This window comes from Micromonospora sp. I033 (genome assembly GCF_053890995.1).
Map to the genome: position 1 here is coordinate 1 of NZ_JBSSLX010000100.1, position 19,138 is coordinate 19,138.

A 19,138-nucleotide genomic window follows, 5' to 3' on the forward strand; every position below is an offset into this window, starting at 1 on the left:
GGCCCGCGTCGGGGGTCCGCGGATCGCGCCGCGGACCGGTTCGGCGCTCCGTCCCGAGGACCAGGCCCGGCCCGGATCTCCGTCTGGCGACCGATGAATCCGGGTGGGTGCGCGGCCTAGCATCCGGGACGTGAACCGCCGGTCCCGAATCCTGCTGCTGGCTCGGCCTGGTCACCGTGCCGATGGCGTACGTCGCCCGGCTGCGCCCGCCCCGGTTTTCGCTGGTGGCGCTGGGGCTGCTGCTCCTCCCGACGCCGTGGGAGCTGGTCACCGGCGGTTGGCGGGACCTGCTGTTCGCGGTGACCGCGCTGGGTCTCGGCTGGGCCCTCGGCGAGCTGCAACGGGGGCACGCCCACCGCCTCCGCGACCGGCAGCGGCAGGTGCTCGCCCGGGAGCGGGAGCGGATCTCCCGGGAGCTGCACGACGTGGTGGCCCACCATGTGGCGGTCATCGCCGTGCAGGCGGCCGCCGCCGAGGACGTCTTCGACGCGCGTCCGGAGCGGGCCCGCGCCGCGCTCGGCGCGATCAACGTGGCGGCCCGGTCCGCGCTCACCGAGCTGCGGGCGATGCTGCACGCGCTGGCCACGGACGACGGCGCGGACCCGGACGGGCCGCAGCCCGGGCTGGCGCAGCTCGACGCCCTCGCCGACGCCGTCCGGGCGGTGGGCCTCGTGGTGACGGTGGACCGGGACGCCGGCGCCGAGGACCTGCCCGGCGGGGTGCAGCTGTCGGCGTACCGGATCGTGCAGGAGTCGCTGACCAACGCGTTGCGGCACAGCCATGCGAGCCGGGCCGACGTGAGCGTCCGCTACGGCGACGGGATGCTGCGCCTGGCGGTGGTGAACGACGGCACGGCGCCGCCGCGCCGGCCCGGCACCGGCGCGGGCCGGGGCATCGTCGGGATGCGCGAGCGCGCCCGCCTCCTGGGCGGCACACTGGAGGCCGGTCCGCTGCCCGCCGGCGGGTTCCGCGTCGAGGCCCGGCTACCGGTGGCGGTGGTCCGGTGAGTGTCCGGGTGGTGATCGCCGACGACCAGGACCTGATCCGCGCGGGGCTGGCGATGATCATCGACGCCCGGCCGGACCTGACCGTGGTCGGCGAGGCCGCCGACGGGGTCGAGGCGGTGGCGGTGGTGAACCGGACCCGCCCGGACGTGGTGCTCATGGACGTGCGGATGCCGCGGCAGGACGGCATCGCCGCCACCCGGGAGCTGGTGTCCGGCGGCAACCCGGCGCGGGTGGTCATGCTCACCACCTTCGACCTCGACGAGCACGTGTACGCGGCGCTGCGCGCCGGGGCCAGCGCCTTCCTGCTCAAGGACACCCGCCCGGCCGACCTGGCCGAGGCGGTGCGGGTGGTGGCCCGCGGCGAGGCGCTGCTGGCGCCGACGGTGACCCGCCGGCTGCTCGACCGCTTCGCCGACCGGCTGCCCGGCGCCCCCGCCGACCAGGGGCGACTCGCCGCGCTCACCGCCCGCGAGGTGGAGGTGCTGACGCTCGCCGCGCGGGCACTGTCCAATGCGGAGATCGCCGAGCGGCTGTTCCTGAGCACCGCCACGGTGAAGACCCACGTTTCCGCCGTGCTCAGCAAACTCGGCCTGCGCGACCGGATCCAGGCGGTGGTCTTCGCCTACGACGTCGGCCTGGTCCGCCCCGAACCGCCGGCCCGCTGACCCACGCGGACGAGCGACCCCGGAGCGCCTGTCAGGAGCCCTCCCACCCCAATTCTGGTCCGGCCGGGCGAACCGGTCGGACCCGACGCGGCGGGCCCGAACCGGACAGACGTGTCGCGACCGTCCGGACCGGACCGGCCGGCGCCGGAGGGGACGAGTGGCCCGGTCCGGCTGCCCGCGCTGGGCGGGCATGTCCGTCGCACCCGGGCGCGATCGGGAACACGTGACGGCAGCGAAGATTTCTCAATTACGCCGAGTGACCGCCGCAACCCTCCTAGTGTTGGCCACACCGGTGCTAGTCACGGAGTTGGCCACCCGAACGGCGTCCCACGCAGACAGCGGACGAAAAGTGAGGGAAGACGCGGATGAAGGCAAAGACAGTTCTCGGATCGGCGGCGGTCGGCGTGGGCCTCGGCACACTGCTGCTCCCGGCCGCCGCCCTCGCGCAGACCACCGTCTCGCCGGCCACCACACCGGTCGGCGGGACCGTCGTGCTCACCACGACGTCGTGCAACCCGAAGGCGGGTGACGCGCTCTTCCGCGTCACCGGTCCGAACCGGGACCAGAACGTCAGATCCACCACCGCGGCGGCGGGCGGCGGCCTGAGCGCCGAGCTCTTCACCGCCGGGTTCACCCTGGGCACGTACACGGTGACCACCACCTGCGGCGACGGCACCAGCGGCGGCACGGCCAGCTTCACGGTCACCCCGATCGGCGGGGCGCAGGCCGGGGCCGGCGGCCGGGACGGAGACACCGGCGTGCTGGTCGCGGGCGGCGCGTTGGCCGCCGCGGCGGTCGCCGGCGGCACGTACGTGCTGGTGCGCCGTCGCCGGCGCGCGACCACCGTCGCCTGACGGACCGTCACACCATCCCTGAGCGGGTGCCCGCGCCGGTGCGACCGGCGCGGGCCCCGCGTCCCCGATGGACGGAGGTGGGACCCTGTCGTCGCCGCGCCACCGGACGGACGGGCCGTCGAGAGCCCGCACCGTCGCCATCGTCGCCGCGGTCACCCTCGCCGGCGCCACCGGGGCCGGGCTGGTCGCCGCCGGCCTGGGCACCACCTCGACACCGCCGCCCCAGCCGGGCGCCTCGGCCGCGCCGACCGCCGAGCGCTCCGGCTCGCCCGGCCCGGTGCTCCCCCGCTCGGAGCCGGTCCGCGTCGCCATCCCCCGCATCGGCGTCGACGCCGACATCGTCCCGGTCGCCACCGACCCCAACGGCGCCCTGGAGGTGCCGCCGCTGGACCATCCGGAGATCGCCGGCTGGTACCGCCGCGGCCCCACCCCGGGCGAGGCCGGCAACGCCGTGCTGGTGGGGCACGTCGACTCGCTGCGCGGCCCGGCGGTCTTCTTCGACCTCGGCCGGCTGCGCCCCGGCGACACCGTCGAGGTCACCCGGGCCGACGGCCGGGTCGCGGTGTTCACCGTGGACGGCGTCGGGGCGTACCCGAAGGAGCGCTTCCCCACCGAGCGGGTGTACGGCGGCGGCGCCGAGGCCCGGCTCCGGCTGATCACCTGCGGCGGCCGGTTCGACCCGCGCACCGGCAGCTACCCGGACAACATCGTGGTCTTCGCCACCGCCGCCCGCTGACGCGGGCCGGACAGTCCCGCGTCACCGCCAGGCCGTACGGTAGGCCGTCAGTCCCTCGGCGGCGGAGGTGCGTGGTGGACCGGTCGGCGGTACGGACCCGGTGGGGCGGGCGGCTGCTGCCCGGCCTCGTCGCCCGCCTGCTCGGGCGCGTCGACGAGGCGGCCGGGCCGACACCGCGCCGGGCCAATCCCGACGCGGTGGTGGACTGCGCGGTCTACGTGGCCGGCCGGCGGGAGCCGGGCCGGCCGCACTACGCCGAGGCGTACGACCGGGCCCGCCGCGTCCGAAAGGGGTTCGTCTGGCTCGGACTGCACGAGCCGGGCGCCGCGGTGATGGCCGCGGTCGGGCGGACCTTCGGGTTGGACGAGCTGCTGGTGGCGCAGGCCCTCGCCGACGGGCACCGCCCCACTGTTCAGCGGCACGGCGACGTGACGCTGCTGGTGCTGCGCACGGCGGGCTATGTGGAGCACGGCGAGCTGACCGCCACCTCCGAGGTGATCGACACCGGGGACGTGATGGTGTTCCTCGGCGACCGGTTCGCGCTCACCGTCCGGCACGGCGCGACGGGCGCGCTGACCCCGGTGCGGGAGGACGTGCAGCGCCGGCCCGGGGTGCTGGCCGAGGGGCCGTGGGCGGTGGCGTACGCGGTCTGCGCCCGCATGGTCGACCTCTACCTGGAGGTCGCCGGGCACCTGGAGCGGGACCTGGAACGGGTCGAGGAGAGCGTCTTCGCGCGCGACCGGGACGCCGACATCCAGCACATCTACCAGCTCAAGCGGGAGGTGGTGGAGTTCAAGCGGGCGGTGCTGCCGTTGCAGGCGCCGCTGCGCGCGCTGCTGGAGCAGCGGGGCGAGGGCCCCCCGCCGGCGTTGCACCGCTGGTTCGTCGACGTGGAGAGCCGGCTCACCCGGGCGGTGGACCGGATCGGCTCGTACGACGAGCTGCTCAACTCGATCCTCCAGTCCCGGCTGGCGCAGCTCGCCGTCGAGCAGAACAACGACATGCGCAAGATCGCGGCCTGGGCGGCGATCGCCGCGACCCAGACCGCGGTGGCCGGCATCTACGGGATGAACTTCGCGCACATGCCGGAGCTGGGCTGGCGGTACGGCTACGCGGGCGCGCTGCTGCTGATGGCGACGGCCGCGGTCACCCTGCACCGGCTGTTCCGGCGCTCCGGCTGGCTCTGACCGGTCAGGGCCCGTCCAGGTCGGACAGTTCGGCGTCGAGCAGCTCGGCGAGGCGGGCCACCCGCCACGGGTCCGACTCGGCGGTGATGCCCCGGCTGGGCATCTCCACGGTCATCAGCAGGTAGAGGTGCAGCCGGTAGAGCCCGAGCCGGCGGCGCGCCCCGGCGTCCAGCGGGAACGGCGCGGCCGCCCGGTAGGCCCGCACGAGGGGGTCGTCCGGCTCGTCCTCGGCGCGCCGGAACAGCAGCGGCGACACCAGGTCCAGCAGCGGGTCGCCCCAGAGGTGGCGCTCGCCGTCGACCAGCCCGCTGAGCCGGAGCGTCCCGTCGGGGCCGTCGAGTGCGAGGACGTTGCCGGCCCACCCGTCGAAGTGCAGCAGCGCCGGGCGGCGTACCGCGTCGAGGACGTGCGCGTGCCGGTCGACCAGCTCGCGGATGCGGGCCGCCGGCACGGGCAGCGGCACCGCCCAGTCCGCCGCGTCGGCGAGCAGCTCGTCCACCATGGCCGTGTACGCCCCGCGCCAGGTGGGCGCGCCGGTCCGGTCGCCGTCGTAGCCGTAGCGGTCGCCGGTGACGCCGTGCAGCGCCGCCAGCGCCCGGCCGAACTCGGCCCGTACCGGGCCCACCTCGGCGCCGGCCTGGGTCAGGTCCCAGAGGGTGCGGCCGGGCAGCAGGCCGGTGAGCAGCCAGTCGCCGAGCACCGGGTCGCGGCCGTGGTGCAGCAGCGGCGGCACCGGCACCGCGGGCGCCCGCGCGGCGACCAGCCGCAGGTAGCGGGCCTCCGCCCCGATCATGTCGCGCTCGTAGCGCAGCAGCGGCACGTGCGGCGGCGGCCCCACCTTGAGCACCACGGCCCGCCCGTCGTCGAGGGTCACCCACCAGACGGCGGCGAACCCGCCGCCGCTCAGCTCGCCGCAGCCGCTCACCGCGGGCGCGGGGCCGAGCGACGCGGCCACGTAGCGCCGGACCTGGTCCGGGTCGAGTCGGCGTTGGGTCGGGCTCATGTCCCGCACCACGCTAGCGGTCGTGCCGTGCGGACGCTGTCCCGAAACCGCCGGGCGGGCTCCGTAGGCTGGCGGGCATGATGTGGCGGCGGTACGTGGCGATCGGCGACAGCACCACCGAGGGGCTGGACGACCCGGACGAGGCGGGCGGCTACCGGGGCTGGGCCGACCGGTTCGCCCTCGCGGTGGCCCGCGCCCAGGGCGGCCTGGAGTACGCCAACCTCGCCATCCGCGGCCGCACCACCGCGCGGATCCGGAGCGAGCAGCTGCCGGTCGCGCTGGAGCTGGCCCCCGACCTGGCGACCGTGGTGGCCGGCATGAACGACGTGCTGCGGCCGTCGTTCGACGCCGACCGGGTGGTTGAGGACGTGCGCGCGATGCAGCGGGCGCTGGTCGGCCAGGGCGCCACCGTGCTCACCTTCACGCTGCCCGACCCGGCGCCGGTCATGCCGCTGGCCCGCCCGCTGCGCGGCCGGGTGCTGGCGCTCAACGCGGCGGTCCGCGCGGCCACCGCCGAGACCGGGGCCACCCTGCTCGACCTGGGCGCGCACCCGGTGGCCTCGGACCCGCGACTGTGGAGCGACGACCGGCTGCACGCCAACACCGCCGGGCACCAGCGGATCGCCGCGGCGCTCGCGCACACCGCCGGCCTGCCGGGCTACGACGACTCGTGGTCGCATCCCCTGCCACCGGCCATCCGTCGCCCCCGGCACGAGGCGGTCCGCGCCGAGCTGGCCTGGACCCGCCGGCACCTGCTGCCCTGGCTGGGCCGGCACCTGCGGGGGCGGTCCTCCGGCGACGACCGGGTGGCGAAGCGGCCGGTGCCGCTGCCGGTGGAGCTGCCGGCGGCCTGAGCAGCCCGACCACCCAGAGGCTGCGGTCCTGGGCCGGGCCCGGCCGACCGTGCCGAAGGCTTGCCCTGCGACGAACAGGTGACGAGGATCACTCGGAGGATCGGTCCCCGGCCTGGATGGACGGGGACCTGGCGACAAAGGAGTCCCCCGATGCCTGATCTCAACCGGCGCACCCTGCTGCGCGGCGCCGCCGCCGCGGCCGGCGGCACCGTCCTCGGCGGCCCGTTCATCGGGTTCGTGGCGCGCGGCGAGGCCGGTGCGGTCGGCCGGCGTCCGGCACCCGGCCCGACCCTGGGGCCGGTGCCGGACCTGCGCGACGGCAAGGTCCGCCTCCACCTGCCCGGCGGCTTCCAGTACCGCTCGTTCCACGACACCGAGTTCCCCGTGACGCTGGACGACGGCACGCGGCTGCCGGGCCGGCACGACGGCATGGGCGCCTTCCGCGGGCCGGACGGCACCGTCCGGCTGGTCCGGAACCACGAGGTGAACAACCCCGGCCCTGCCTTCGGCGATGCCGCCGCGGCGTACGACCCGATGGCGCAGGGCGGCACCACCACCATCGAGGTCACCCGCCACGGCGAGGTACGGCGCTCGTGGACCAGCCTCAACGGCACCATGATGAACTGCTCCGGCGGCCGGATGCCCTGGGGCAGCTGGATCACCTGCGAGGAGACGGTCAACGGGCCGGACGTCGGTCCGGACTTCACCGGCACCTCGAACGTGCCGCTCACCCAGCCGCACGGCTTCATCTACGAGGTGCCCGCGGACGGCCAGTCGGACCGGGCGCCGATCACCGCCGCCGGCCGGTTCGCGCACGAGTCGGTGGCCTACGACCCGCGCGGCGGGCACCTGTACCTGACCGAGGACAACTTCGGCTACCCGTCCGGCTTCTACCGGTACACGCCCCCGGCGGACCCGATGACGTGCGGCCGGCTGACCGACGGGGGCCGGCTGCAGATGCTCGCGGTGCGCGGCCGGCGCAATCTGGACCTCGCCGCGGCACAGCGGCGCCACGCGACGTACCCGGTGCAGTGGGTGGACATCGACGACCCGGCGCCACGGTTCCCGTACACCCCCGGCCAGGTCGCGCCGACGACGAACGACCAGGCGCTGACGCACGTCTCCCGGCAGGGCTGGGAGCGGGGCGCCGCCTACTTCTCCCGACTGGAGGGGTCGGCGTACGACGACGGCGTCGTCTACTTCACCGCCACCCAGGGTGGTGGCCCGGCGGAGACGTCGACGGGCCCGATCGCCGACGGCTACGGCAACGGGCACGGCCAGGTGTGGGCGTACGACTGCCGGGCGCAGGTGCTGCGGCTGGTGTACGAGTCGCCCGGGCCCGATGTGCTGGACTTCCCGGACAACGTGACCACCAGCCCGCGCGGCACGCTTGTGGTCTGCGAGGACAACGTGAACGACAACTACGTGCGCGGGCTCACCCCGCGCGGCGAGTTGTTCGACATCGCCCTGAACCGGTTGGTCAGCAGCACCGGAGCGGACCGGTCCAACGACGAGTTCGCCGGCTCCACCTTCAGCCCGGACGGGCACACCCTGTTCGTCAACATCCAGGCGAGCCGGGGTATGACGTTCGCGATCTGGGGTGACTGGTCCCGGATCGGGGTCTGAGACACCGGCCGCGGCGGGTGGGGCACCCCACCCGCCGCGGCCGCGTCGGACGATCCGGGCGGGCCCGGCTCAGTGCTCGATCGGCCGGCGGGTACGCGCCCGCTTCAGCTCGAAGAACCCGTCGGTGCCGGAGACCAGCAGCACCCCGTCCCAGAGCCGGCCGGCGTCCTCGCCGCGCGGGATCGGCGCCACCACCGGCCCGAAGAACGCGTGCATCCGCCCGTCGGCGTCGGTGACGTGGATGGTCGGCGTGCCGAGGTCCTCGCCGACCGGGGCCAGGCCGGCCCGGTGGCTGGCCAGCAGGGCCTCGTCGTGGTCGGTGACGTCGGCGGCGTCGGCCAGGTCGGCGGCGAGCCCGGCCTCGGTCAGCGCCGCCACGTACAACTCCCGGCCGATCGGGGCGCGCTCGTGGTGGATCCGCTCGCCGAGCGCGGTGTAGAGGTCCCCGAGCACCTCCGGGCCGTACTTCTGTGCGGCGGCCGTGCAGACCCGGACCGGGCCCAGGCCCGGCTTCAGCCACTCGCGGTACCACTCCTCCAGGTCCTCGCGCCCCTCGTTGAGCAGGGTCAGGCTCATCACGTGGAAGCGGATCGGCACGTCGCGGACCCGCGCCACCTCCAGCAGCCAGCGGGAGGCGTTCCAGGCCCACGGGCAGCGCGGGTCGAACCACATGTCGGCGGTGGGCATCGTCGTCTCGGTCCCTTCGCGGAGTTCGGTTTCCGAGTCGACGGTAGGGCCGGAAGTGGCCCATCAGCAGAGCCAATCCACGCGCGGATCACTGGGCCGATCCACGCGCCGCCCGCGTCGTCACCGGCCGGGGTTTGACCACCGGCGCGGTGGGTAGACACGCGCGCCGCGCGGGCCGGCCGGCCCGACGTCGCCGGACGCACCCGTTCGGGCCGCGGCGGACCGCGAGGAGGCACGATGGCCCAGGCGGCCACCAGACCGAGCAGCGCCAGGAAAGCCACCGGGGCCCGCAAGGCGCCGATGCCGAACAAGGCCGCGGCGAAGAAGGTCGCGACCGCCACCCGGCGGGCGACCGCGGCGACCGCCGCCAAGACCCCCGGCGGGAAGCCGACCCCGACCACCGCGCGCGCGGCGCGGAAGAAGGCCACCTCGGCCACCACCGCCACACCCACCCGCCGGCCCACCGCCAAGGCGGTCGCCGCGAAGAAGGCCACCACGGCGGCGAAGAAGGCCCCCGCCGCCAAGGCCGCGGCCAAGAAGGCCCCCGCGAAGAAGGCCGCGGCGAAGAAGGCCCCCGCCAAGAAGACCGTGGCCAAGAAGGCGCCCGGCACCAGGTCGACGGTGAAGAAGGCCCCGGCCACGCGGACCACGGCGAAGAAGGCCCCGGCCGCCAAGGGCACGGCCCACGCCGCCACCGTCAAGAAGGCCGCCGACCGCGCCGCCAAGGCCCAACGGGTCGCCGCGACCCGTACGCCGGCGAAGAAGGCGACCACCATGGAGTCGTTCGGCAGCCGGCGGACGGCCCGGACGAGCGCCCGGTGAGCCGTCGGCGAGAATGACCGGGTGGCGAAACGAGGTGCCGGCCGGAGCGCGGCCGACCCGACCGACGGGCCCTGTCCCTGCGGCTCCGGCCTGCCGTACCCGGACTGCTGCGGCCCGATCCACCGGGGCGTGTCGGCGGCGGCCACCGCCGAGGCGCTGATGCGCTCCCGCTACAGCGCCTTCGCCCTGGACGACGCCGACTACCTGTTGCGCAGCTGGCACTCCACCACCCGGCCGCCCCGGCTGCGGCTGGACCCGGGCACCCGGTGGACCCGGCTGGAGGTGCTCGACACCGACCGGGGCGGGTTGTTCGACACCGAGGGCACCGTCACGTTCCGCGCCCACTACCGCGAGGCCGGCCGGCCCGGCACGCTGACGGAGCGGAGCCGGTTCGCCCGGGAGGACGGCCGCTGGGTCTACCTGGACGCCGTACCGGACCGACCGCCGGCCGGCGGGTGACCCCGCACCGGCCGGCGGACGCCCGTCACCGGCCCGCGACCGCGGCGCGCAACGGCAGGCCGAGTCGCTCGACCGCCGCCCGGACCAGCTCGTCCGGCGGCGCCGCCACCTCCAGCACCACGCCGGACTCGTCCGGCCCCAGGTGCTCCAGGATGGCGCGCTGCGAGTCGAACAGGCTCGCCGGCATGTAGTGCCCGACCCGCCGGTCCAACCGGTCCCGGATCAGCTCGGCCGCCCCGTCCAGGTGCAGGAACTCCACGTCCGCCGACCCCTGCCGCAGCACGTCCCGGTAGGCGCGCTTCAGCGCCGAGCAGGTCAGCACGGTGGACACCCCCTCGGCGTGCCGGTCCGCCATCCACCCGGCCAGGGCGCGCAGCCAGGGCCAGCGGTCCGCGTCGTCGAGCGGGACGCCGGCCCGCATCCGGGCCACGTTGGCCGCCGAGTGGAACTCGTCCGCCTCGGCGAACCGCAGGCCCGTGAGCTCGCTGATCCCCCGGGCCACCGTCGTCTTGCCCGCCCCGGACACGCCCATCACCACGACGTGCCGGGTGGCCCCCCGCTCACCAGTCATGGACGGTGCCGTCCATCAGCCGGTTGAACGGCAGGTACGCGGGCTGGTACGGGAACCGGGCCGCCGCCTCCTCGTCCAGCTCCACGCCGAGGCCGGGCTGCTCGCCCGGGTGCAGGTACCCGTCGACGAAGGTGAACGACTGCCGGAACACCTCGTTGGTGAGCGGGCCGTGCTGCATGTACTCCTGGATGCCGAAGTTGTGGATGGCCAGGTCCAGGTGGAGCGCGGCGGCCATGCCGACCGGCGAGATGTCGGTGGGGCCGTGGATGCCGGACTTGATCTGGTACTGGGCGGCGTAGTCGAGCAGCTTGCGCATCGCGGTGATGCCGCCGGTGTGGGTGACGGCGGACCGGACGTAGTCGATCAGCTGTTCCCGGATGAGCGTCTGGTAGTCCCACACCGTGTTGAAGACCTCGCCGATGGCCAGCGGGGTGGTGGTGTGCTGGCGGACCAGCCGCAGCGCCTCCTGGTTCTCCGCCGGGGTGCAGTCCTCCAGCCAGAACAGGTCGTACGGTTCGAGCGCCTTGCCGAGCCGCGCCGCCTGGATCGGGGTCATCCGGTGGTGGCCGTCGTGCAGCAGCGGCAGCTCGGGGCCGAACTCGGTGCGGACCGCCTCGAACACGGCGGGCAGGTGACGCAGGTAGGCGCGGGTGTCCCAGTCCTCCTCGGCGGGCAGCGGGATGCGTTGGGCGGGCTCGTAGTCGTACCGCCGGCCGTCGACGCTGGGCTGGGTGGCGACGCCGTAGACGGCGTTGATGCCGGGCACCGCGGTCTGCACCCGGATCGACCGGTAGCCCAGCTCCAGGTGCGCGCGGATCGAGTCGAACAGCTCCGGCAGGTCCCGGCCGGAGGCGTGCCCGTACGCCATGATCCCGGTCCGGGACGCGCCGCCGAGGAGCTGGTAGAGCGGCATTCCGGCGGCCTTGGCCTTGATGTCCCAGAGCGCCACGTCGACGGCGGCGATGGCGGCCATGGTGACCGGCCCGCGCCGCCAGTAGGCCGACCGGTACAGGAACTGCCAGGTGTCCTCGATGCGGTGCGGGTCCCGCCCGATCAGCAGCGGGACGACGTGGTCGGCCAGGTAGGACGCGACGGACAGCTCCCGGCCGTTGAGGGTGCCGTCGCCCAGGCCGGTGAGCCCGTCGTCGGTGGTGATCTTCAGGGTGACGAAGTTGCGGTCGGGGCTGGAGACGATCACGTCCGCTGCGACGATCTTCACGCGGGTGCCTTTCTCGGGGTGGGTCAGCTCTCGGGGTGCGTCAGCTCTCGGGGTGGGTCAGCGCAGGGTGTCGCCGGGTTGCCGGGAGTCCAGGAGGGACAGCTCGTCCCGGCGGGGCAGGGTCTCCCAGTCGCCGGTTCCGGCGACGGCGAAGGCGCCGAGGGTGACCGCGCGGCGCAGCCGCCCGGCCAGGTCGAGCCCGTCCAGGTGTCCGGAGAGGTAGCCGGCCGTGAAGGCGTCCCCCGCGCCGACCGTGTCGACGGCCGTCACGGGCAGCGCCGCCGCGTCCCGGCGGCCCTCCCGGGTGTACGCGCGGGCGCCGTCGCCGCCGAGCTTCACGAGCACGGTCGACACGCCCCGGGCCAGCAGTCCCGCCACCAGCGTCTCCTCGTCGGCGCCGGGCGCGCCGACCAGGTCCAGCTCGTCGGCCGAGGCGACCACCACCGAGGCGTGCCCGGCCAGCGGGGTGAGCACGGCGCGCGCGGCCTCCCGGGACCAGAGCTTCGCGCGGTGGTTGACGTCGAGGCAGACCAGCGTCCCGGCCCGGGCGGCGGTCTCGGCCGCCCACGCGGTCGCCTCGCGGGCGCGGTCGGAGAGCGCCGGGGTGATCCCGGTCAGGTGCAGCACCCGGGCGCCGGCCGCCAGGGCGGGCCGCAGGTCGTCGACGCCCAGCGCCGACCCGGCCGAGCCGGCCCGCTGGTAGAGCACCCGGGTCAGGTCGGCGGTGCGCCGTTCCAGGAACATCAGCCCGGCGGGGCGCTCGGGGTCGCGGACCACGTGCGTCACGTCCACGCCCTCGGCGCGGAGCTGGCGCAGCAGGAAGCCGCCCAGCTCGTCGTCGCTGACCCGGCCGGCGAAGGCCGCCCGGTGGCCGAGCCGGGCGAGCCCGATCGCGACGTTGGCCTCCGCCCCGGCGAGGTGCGGGGTGAGCGCGCCGCCGGCCGTGAGCGGCCCGGCCGACCGCAGCGACACCAGCGCCTCGCCGAAGGTGAGCAGGTCGACGCCGGTCATGAGGCGGCCCCGCGGAGGGCGTCCAGGTCGACGCCGCTCATGCGACGGCGGCCAGGTAGGCGCGGGCCCGGGCGCGCAGGGCGTCGAGGTCACCGCCGGCGGCCGCGTCGCCGACCAGCGGGCCGCCGACGCCGACGGCGATCGCCCCGACGGCGAGGTATCCGGGCAGCTCGGCCAGCCCCACCCCGCCGACCGCGACGAACGGGATGCCCGGGAACGGATCGCGCAGCGCCTTCAGGTACGCCGGTCCGCCCAGCGAGGCCGGGAAGAGCTTCACGACGGCGGCTCCGGCCCGGACCGCCGCGTACGCCTCGGTCGGGGTGAGCGCGCCGGCGGCCACCGGCAGCCCGCGGCGGGCCGCCTCGCCGACGGAGTCGACGACGGCCGGGGTGACGACGAACTGCGCGCCGGCCGCGGCCACGTCGGCGACGTCGGCGGGGGTGAGCACGGTGCCCGCGCCGACCAGCGAGCCGGGCGGGGCGGCGGCCCGGATCGCGGCGATGGCGTCGAGCGCGCCGGGCGTGGTCAGGGCCACCTCGACCACGCGGACGCCCTCGGCGAGCAGGGCGGTGCCGGTGGCGATGGCGGCGGCCGGATCGGTGCCGCGGATGACCGCCAGCAGGCGGGTGGCGGCGAGTTCGGCGGTGAGGTCGAGGGTCATGGTCACCATTCCGCGTAGGAGCCGTCCCGGTGCCGCCACATGGGGCTGCGCCAGGCGTGGCCGCGCCGGTCGGCGGCGCGCACCGCCGCCTCGTCGATCTCGATGCCCAGGCCCGGCGCCGTGAGCCGCTCGACGTAGCCGTCCACGAAGGTCAGCGGCGTCCTGTCGAGGCAGTAGTCGAGCACCTCGGCGCCGAGGTTGTAGTGGATGCCGATGCTCTGCTCCTGGATCAGGTAGTTCGGCGTGGCGAAGCCGACCTGGAGGCAGGCCGCCAGGGCGATCGGGCCGAGCGGGCAGTGCGGGGCGAGCTGGACGTCGTACACCTCGGCCAGCGCGGCGATCTTGCGGACCTCGGTGATGCCACCGGCGTGCGAGAGGTCCGGCTGGGCGACCGCGATGCCGGCCTGGAGGACGGGCAGGAACTCCTGCCGGCTGTAGAGCCGCTCCCCGGTGGACACCGGCGTGGTGGTGGAGCGGACGAACTCGCCGATCAGGTGCGAGTTCTCCGGCACCACCGGCTCCTCCAGGAAGAACGGCCGGTAGGGCTCCAGCAGCGGGGCGACCCGGCGGGCGCTGGCCAGGCTGAACCGGCCGTGGAAGTCGACCGCGACGTCCCGGTAGTCACCGAGCACCTCGCGGGCGGCGGCCACCCGCTGGACCACCCCGTCGAGCTCGGCCACCGAGGCCACCGCGCTCATCCGACCGGAGGCGTTCATCTTGACCGCGGTCAGGCCCGTCTCGACGGCGGCGCTGATCTGGTCGCGCACCTCGCCGGGCTCGTCGCCGCCGACCCAGCCGTACACCCGGATCCGGTCCCGGACCGGGCCGCCGAGCAGCTGGTGGACGGGCGCGCCCCAGTGCTTGCCGGCGATGTCCCACAGCGCCTGGTCGAGGCCGGCCACGGCGCTGGCCAGGATCGGCCCGCCCCGGTAGAACGACCCCTTGGTGAGCACCTGCCAGTGGTCCTCGATGCGCAGCGCGTCCCGGCCGACCAGCAGTTCGGCGAGCTGGTCGACGGCGGCGCGGACGGTCTCGGAGCGCCCCTCGCAGGTCGCCTCGCCCCAGCCGACGATCCCTGATTCGGTCTCCACCCGGACGAAGAGCCAGCGGGGGGCGACCAGGAAGGTCTCGATACGCGCGATGGTGGTCACGGTGCTCAGCCCTTCGTCGCGCCGGCGGTGAGCCCGGAGACCACGTACTTCTGCACGAACAGGGCGATCACCATGATCGGCAGGGTGACCACGGTGGCCGCGGCCATCAGGCCGCCCCAGTCGATGCTGGCGTAGCCGACGAAGTCGAAGATCGCCACGGGCAGGGTCTTGGTGTCCGCGCCCGAGAGGACCAGGGCGAACATGAAGTTGTTCCAGGAGAAGATGAAGGACAGGATGCCGGCGGTGGCGATGCCCGGCACGGACAGCGGCAGGGTGATCCGGCGGAACGCGCCGATGTGGGTGAGCCCGTCGACCAGCGCCGCCTCCTCCAGCTCCTCGGGCAGGCCGTCGAAGAAGCCCATCATGATGTAGACGATCAGCGGCAGCGAGACGAACATGTGGCTGAGGATCAGCACCGTGAAGCCGCCGACCAGCTGCAGGTTCGAGAAGACGTAGTACCAGGGCACCAGCAGCGAGACGCCGGGGATGACCCGGGCCATCAGCACCACCAGGGCCGACTTCTTCATGTTGAAGCGGCTCATCGAGTAGGCGGCCGGCACGCCGAGCAGCAGCGACAGCACGGTGGCGGCGAACGCCACCCAGAGGCTGTTGCCGATGAACTGGACGTAGTGCGACTGCTTGAGCACCGTCGCGTAGTTGTCCAGGGTGGGCGAGAAGACCAGCGCCTTGCCCGTGTCGTAGATGTCGACGTTGGTCTTGAACGACGCGGCGATCATCCACAGCAGCGGCGTGACCAGCGACAGCACCACGACGACGAGCGCCACCACCCGGAACACCCGGTACGCGGGACCGGCCTTCATCGCTTGGCCTCCTTGCGCCGGGCGGTCAGGGCCCACATCGACCCGATGATGATCAGGAAGAAGAGGATGAGGACGGTGGACGAGACGCCGTACTCGTTGTAGTCGAAGCTCAGCCCGTAGGCGTACACGTTCAGGGTCTCCACCTCGTGGAAGGAGCCGCCGCCGCGGCCCTTGGTGGCGTAGAGGATGTCGAAGGTCTTCAGCGCGTCGATGCCACGCAGCAGGATCGCGACGATCACCGTGGGCATCAGCAGCGGCAGGGTGACGTGCCGGAACCGCTGCCAGGTGGTGGCCCCGTCGATCCGGGCCGCCTCCTGGGGTTCCTCGGACAGCGAGCTCAGCCCGGCGAGCAGGATCAGCACCACCATCGGCGTCCACTGCCACACGTCGATGAAGATCGTGGTGGGCAGGGCGGAGTGCTGGCCGGCGAGCCACGGCTGCGGGCCGATGCCGACCCAGCCGAGCACCTGGTTGGCCAGGCCGATGTTCGGGTCGAAGATGAGCCGCCACATCATGCCGACCGCGACCGGGGTGGCGACCAGCGGCATGAGGATGGCGACCCGGACCCACTTCTGGCCCTTGAACGGCCGCCACAGCAGCAGCGCGATGGCCATGCCCAGGACCACCTCGAACAGCAGCGCCACGAGGGTGAAGCCGGCGGTCCGGCCGACCGCCGGCCAGAACCGGTCGGTGTCCGACAGCACGTCGAGGTAGTTCTGGAAGCCCACGAACTCGCTCTCGGCGCGGACGGATCCCTCGGCGTCGGTGAGGCTGAGCCAGGCGGTCCAGCCCAGCGGGATCACGATCAGGGCGGCGACGAAGGCCATCGCCGGCGCGGCGAACAGCCACTTGCGGTGGTCGTTGGCCCAGCGCGCCCAGCCGGGCGTGTCGGGCATGACGCCGGCGCCACCGGGCGCGCGGCTGGGGCTGGTGACGGTTGCCATGAGATCTCCGGGGTGGGCGGACCGACAGGGGTACGCGGGTGGCGGGGCGAGCCGCCCCACCACCCGCGCGCGTGCTACTTGGCCTCGTCGTCCAGGAACTTCTGGAAGGCCTCGTTGGCGGTGTCGGCCGCGGCCGCCGGGTCCTTGCCGGTGATCGCGTCGACGATCGGCTGGCCGACGATCTCGCGGGCCTGGCCCACCTTCACGACCACGGGCCGGTCGTGGGCGACGCCGCCCTGGGTGCTGGCGTTGATGGCCTCGACCAGGTCCTTCGGGTAGTTCGCGGTGCCCTCCGGGTTGGCCCAGACCGAGGTACGCGCGCTCGGCACGCCGGCCTTCTGCTGAGCGAGGGTCTGCGCCTTGCCGGTGGCCCACTCGACGAACTTCCAGGCGTTGCTCTTGTTCTTCGAGGCGTCGTTGACGCCCAGCGCCCACGACGGGATGTTGTACGGCTTGGAGCCGGCCGGGCCGGCCGGGAACGGCGCGAAGCCGACGGTGTCGGACACCTTGGACTTGGCCGGGTCGGTGGCGTTCTTGTAGAGCGAGTTGGCCTCGGTGTAGAAGGCGGCCTTGCCCTGGGTGAAGATGGCCATCGCCTCGGGCCAGCTCATGTCGGTGCTGACGTTGGCCGGGCCGGAGTCCTTGATGAGTCCGCCGTAGAACGCGTACGCCTGCTTGGCGGCGTCGCTGTTGACGGTCGCCTTGCCGCTGCCGTCGACGAAGTCGCCGCCGAAGCTGTAGAGGAAGCTGGAGAACTGGGTGACCGCCGGCGACTTGCCGGTCCGGGCGACGAAGCCCGCGGTGCCCGGAACGCTCGCCTTGATCTTCGCGGCGGCGGCCTTCAGCTCGTCGAGGGTCTTCGGCGGGGCGCTCAGGCCGGCCTTGGCCAGCAGGTCCTTGCGGTAGTACAGGACCTCCTGCTCGGTAATGATCGGGACGCCCACCGCCTTGCCCTCGTACGTGGTGGCCTCGACCGGGCCGGACTGGAAGTCGGAGTAGTCCCAGTCCTTGCTGGACTTGACGTGGTCGGAGAGGTCGGCCAGGTACTTGTTCTTGGCGAAGAGCTTCCCCTCCTGGAGGGGCCGGTACATCATCACGTCCAGGTCGGACGAGCCGGCGTTGAGCTTGACGTTGTACTGGTCGGAGAGCTGGTCCTCGCCGAGCTGGGTGATCTCGACCTTGAGCCCGGTCTGCTTCTCGAACTCGGGCAGGGCCGCCTTGATGTTCTCGGTCCATACGTGGTTCGCCAGGGTCACGCGCACCGTCTTGGACGCGCCGCTGTCGTCGCCACCGCCGCCGCAGGCGGCCAGGCCCATGGCTGCGACCACGGCCAGAGACGTACCGAATATCGATCGACGTCGCACGTCATCTCTCCTTTTCTCGTGGTCGCCGCCCCGGGGGAAGAGCGCCACAACGCTGTAACGTCCGCTTAACCACGGGATGCTAGGCCGAAAAAGCGGATTTATTCAAGGGTCGATCACCAACTGATATGCTCCGACCCGTGGATCACTCCTCCTCCGGGGGCGAGACCGGGCTGCACGCCCGCGTACTCGACGAACTCGGCACGGCCGTCTGTGGCGGCGAACTGGCCGCCGGCTCCGTGCTCAACATCGACGAGCTGGTCGACCGGTACGCGGTCTCCCGGTCGGTGATCCGCGAGGTCCTCCGGGTGCTCGCGTCGATGGGCCTCATCGAGACGCGCCGCCGGGTCGGTGTGCTGATCCGACCCGCCGAGTCGTGGAACGTCTTCGACCCGCAGGTGATCCGCTGGCGGCTCGCCTCCGCCGGCCGGATGGCGCAGCTCCGTTCGATCACCGAGCTGCGGACCGCGGTCGAGCCGCACGCCGCCTGGCTGGCCGCCGGCCGGATCTCCCCCGACGACGCCAGCGACCTGGTCGGGATCGCGGCGAAGATGTGGGCGGCCGGGCAGGCCGGGGACGAGGACCGGTTCCTGCGCCTGGACATCGAGTTCCACCGGCGGGTCCTCGCCGCTTCCGGCAACGAGATGTTCGGCAAGCTCCGGGAGCTGGTCGCCGAGGTGCTCACCGGCCGGCACCACTACCACCTGATGCCGCACCACCCCGACCAGCAGGCGCTGCAGCTGCACGCCGACGTGGCCTCAGCGCTCCAGCGCCGCGACGGCGAAGCGGCCCGCCGGGCCATGGTGCAGATCATGGAGCAGGCGTTCGACGAGATGAAGTCGATGTGGGAGCAGACGACCGAGCCGGATCCGGTGAGCTGACCCTCCCCCACTCCGGGCGGTCCACGGCGTACGCTGTGCTCGGCGCAGTCCCGCGCCCCACCTCCAGCCCGGTGCTCACGCCACCGGCTCCGCGGAGGCAGAGGGGGCCCCGAGCCCTCGGGACGCGGTGCCGTCCGGCACACCACCTGCCCACGGCGGGGTCGACCGGGAGCGTGAGTCCCTGCGACCGCGCCGTCGACAGGGAGCACGTGATGACGAGTCACAAGTCGTTCAAGTCCCGGGTCCGCGCCCGGATGGCCCGCACCGGCGAGAGCTACACGACGGCCCGCCGCCAACTGCTCGCCAAGGCCGCGGCCGAGCCGACGCCCGCGCCCGTTGCGGACGCCGGGCGCGGCCAACAGGATCGGATCTCCGCGGCGCTGCTGCGCGAGCGGACCGGCCACGACTGGGACGGGTGGTTCGCCCGGCTCGACGCGTGGGGCGCGACCGCGCGGACCCACACCGAGATCGCCCGCTGGCTGGTCACCGAGCACGAGGTGCCCGGCTGGTGGGCGCAGACCGTCACCGTCGGCTACGAGCAGGCGCGCGGCCTCCGGGCGCCCGGGCAGCGCCGTGGCGGCGGCTTCGAGGCCACCGTCAGCCGGACCCTGGCCGTGC

At 74.1% G+C, this 19,138-nt stretch carries 20 protein-coding genes and 1 pseudogene; 11 read left to right on the forward strand and 10 right to left on the reverse strand.

The annotated features are described in order from the left end of the window. Positions 1 to 182 precede the first annotated feature (182 nt). The 5 genes from ACW0Q9_RS17725 to ACW0Q9_RS17745 all read left to right on the forward strand — a co-directional run bounded on the left by ACW0Q9_RS17725 (position 183) and on the right by ACW0Q9_RS17745 (position 4,449). Positions 183 to 1,007: a sensor histidine kinase gene (locus ACW0Q9_RS17725; protein ID WP_456182638.1), complete on the forward strand. Its 825-nt coding sequence runs from the start codon at positions 183 to 185 to the stop codon at positions 1,005 to 1,007. Then, positions 1,004 to 1,672: a response regulator gene (locus tag ACW0Q9_RS17730; protein WP_456182640.1), complete on the forward strand. Its 669-nt coding sequence runs from the start codon at positions 1,004 to 1,006 to the stop codon at positions 1,670 to 1,672. The genes ACW0Q9_RS17725 and ACW0Q9_RS17730 overlap by 4 nt, the downstream gene beginning before the upstream one ends. Positions 1,673 to 2,037: 365 nt before the next feature. After that, the gene (locus ACW0Q9_RS17735) at positions 2,038 to 2,526 is read left to right on the forward strand and encodes a hypothetical protein (protein WP_456182642.1); all 489 of its coding nucleotides are present in this window, start codon (positions 2,038 to 2,040) and stop codon (positions 2,524 to 2,526) included. Positions 2,527 to 2,593: 67 nt separating this feature from the next. Further along, a complete protein-coding gene (locus ACW0Q9_RS17740; RefSeq protein ID WP_456182644.1) occupies positions 2,594 to 3,262 on the forward strand; it encodes a class F sortase in 669 nt (222 codons plus the stop codon). Between the two features lie 74 nt (positions 3,263 to 3,336). Then, positions 3,337 to 4,449 (forward strand): magnesium and cobalt transport protein CorA, encoded by a 1,113-nt coding sequence (locus tag ACW0Q9_RS17745; protein WP_456182646.1) that lies wholly within the window; start codon positions 3,337 to 3,339, stop codon positions 4,447 to 4,449. 4 nt (positions 4,450 to 4,453) lie between these two features. On the opposite strand, the gene ACW0Q9_RS17750 is transcribed toward ACW0Q9_RS17745, so the two are convergent. Continuing rightward, on the reverse strand, positions 4,454 to 5,452 hold the full coding sequence (locus ACW0Q9_RS17750; protein WP_456182648.1) for a phosphotransferase: 999 nt from the start codon (positions 5,450 to 5,452) through the stop codon (positions 4,454 to 4,456). 77 nt (positions 5,453 to 5,529) lie between these two features. On the opposite strand from ACW0Q9_RS17750, the gene ACW0Q9_RS17755 reads away from it, so the two are divergent. Further along, entirely contained in the window at positions 5,530 to 6,306 is a 777-nt protein-coding gene (locus ACW0Q9_RS17755; protein WP_456182650.1) for an SGNH/GDSL hydrolase family protein, read from the forward strand. 150 nt (positions 6,307 to 6,456) lie between these two features. After that, on the forward strand, positions 6,457 to 7,932 hold the full coding sequence (locus tag ACW0Q9_RS17760; RefSeq protein WP_456182652.1) for a PhoX family protein: 1,476 nt from the start codon (positions 6,457 to 6,459) through the stop codon (positions 7,930 to 7,932). Positions 7,933 to 8,001: 69 nt separating this feature from the next. Here ACW0Q9_RS17760 and ACW0Q9_RS17765 read toward each other — a convergent pair whose 3' ends face one another. After that, positions 8,002 to 8,619, reverse strand: a complete 618-nt coding sequence (locus ACW0Q9_RS17765) for a DsbA family protein (protein ID WP_456182654.1) — start codon at positions 8,617 to 8,619, stop codon at positions 8,002 to 8,004. Between the two features lie 237 nt (positions 8,620 to 8,856). On the opposite strand from ACW0Q9_RS17765, the gene ACW0Q9_RS17770 reads away from it, so the two are divergent. Together ACW0Q9_RS17770 and ACW0Q9_RS17775 are read left to right on the forward strand one after the other, a co-directional pair. After that, positions 8,857 to 9,441: a histone H1 gene (locus ACW0Q9_RS17770; RefSeq protein ID WP_456182656.1), complete on the forward strand. Its 585-nt coding sequence runs from the start codon at positions 8,857 to 8,859 to the stop codon at positions 9,439 to 9,441. A gap of 21 nt (positions 9,442 to 9,462) precedes the next feature. Then, positions 9,463 to 9,900: a YchJ family protein gene (locus tag ACW0Q9_RS17775; protein WP_456182658.1), complete on the forward strand. Its 438-nt coding sequence runs from the start codon at positions 9,463 to 9,465 to the stop codon at positions 9,898 to 9,900. A gap of 25 nt (positions 9,901 to 9,925) precedes the next feature. Here ACW0Q9_RS17775 and ACW0Q9_RS17780 read toward each other — a convergent pair whose 3' ends face one another. From ACW0Q9_RS17780 to ACW0Q9_RS17815, 8 genes are all read right to left on the reverse strand, one after another. Further along, positions 9,926 to 10,471: a gluconokinase gene (locus ACW0Q9_RS17780; protein WP_456182660.1), complete on the reverse strand. Its 546-nt coding sequence runs from the start codon at positions 10,469 to 10,471 to the stop codon at positions 9,926 to 9,928. Continuing rightward, positions 10,461 to 11,690 (reverse strand): D-mannonate dehydratase ManD, encoded by a 1,230-nt coding sequence (manD, locus tag ACW0Q9_RS17785; RefSeq protein ID WP_456182662.1) that lies wholly within the window; start codon positions 11,688 to 11,690, stop codon positions 10,461 to 10,463. The genes ACW0Q9_RS17780 and manD overlap by 11 nt, the downstream gene beginning before the upstream one ends. A 57-nt stretch (positions 11,691 to 11,747) precedes the next feature. After that, on the reverse strand, positions 11,748 to 12,701 hold the full coding sequence (locus ACW0Q9_RS17790; RefSeq protein WP_456182664.1) for a sugar kinase: 954 nt from the start codon (positions 12,699 to 12,701) through the stop codon (positions 11,748 to 11,750). A 37-nt stretch (positions 12,702 to 12,738) separates the two neighbouring features. Further along, the gene (locus ACW0Q9_RS17795) at positions 12,739 to 13,362 is read right to left on the reverse strand and encodes a bifunctional 4-hydroxy-2-oxoglutarate aldolase/2-dehydro-3-deoxy-phosphogluconate aldolase (protein ID WP_456182666.1); all 624 of its coding nucleotides are present in this window, start codon (positions 13,360 to 13,362) and stop codon (positions 12,739 to 12,741) included. A 2-nt stretch (positions 13,363 to 13,364) separates the two neighbouring features. Further along, a complete protein-coding gene (gene dgoD, locus ACW0Q9_RS17800; RefSeq protein ID WP_456182668.1) occupies positions 13,365 to 14,513 on the reverse strand; it encodes a galactonate dehydratase in 1,149 nt (382 codons plus the stop codon). 5 nt (positions 14,514 to 14,518) lie between these two features. Beyond that, entirely contained in the window at positions 14,519 to 15,334 is an 816-nt protein-coding gene (locus ACW0Q9_RS17805) for a carbohydrate ABC transporter permease (protein WP_254339655.1), read from the reverse strand. Next, positions 15,331 to 16,278 carry a carbohydrate ABC transporter permease gene (locus ACW0Q9_RS17810; protein WP_456182671.1) on the reverse strand — a complete coding sequence of 316 codons (948 nt, stop codon included), beginning with the start codon at positions 16,276 to 16,278 and terminating at the stop codon, positions 15,331 to 15,333. Before ACW0Q9_RS17810 ends, ACW0Q9_RS17805 begins: the two co-directional genes overlap by 4 nt. Positions 16,279 to 16,352: 74 nt before the next feature. Next, entirely contained in the window at positions 16,353 to 17,606 is a 1,254-nt protein-coding gene (locus ACW0Q9_RS17815; RefSeq protein ID WP_456182673.1) for an ABC transporter substrate-binding protein, read from the reverse strand. A gap of 173 nt (positions 17,607 to 17,779) precedes the next feature. Here ACW0Q9_RS17815 and ACW0Q9_RS17820 point away from each other — a divergent pair, with 173 nt between their 5' ends. Both ACW0Q9_RS17820 and ACW0Q9_RS17825 read left to right on the forward strand, forming a co-directional pair. After that, on the forward strand, positions 17,780 to 18,520 hold the full coding sequence (locus ACW0Q9_RS17820) for a FadR/GntR family transcriptional regulator (protein ID WP_456182675.1): 741 nt from the start codon (positions 17,780 to 17,782) through the stop codon (positions 18,518 to 18,520). A 212-nt stretch (positions 18,521 to 18,732) separates the two neighbouring features. Continuing rightward, positions 18,733 to 19,138, forward strand: a pseudogene (locus ACW0Q9_RS17825) (hypothetical protein); the annotation flags it as partial.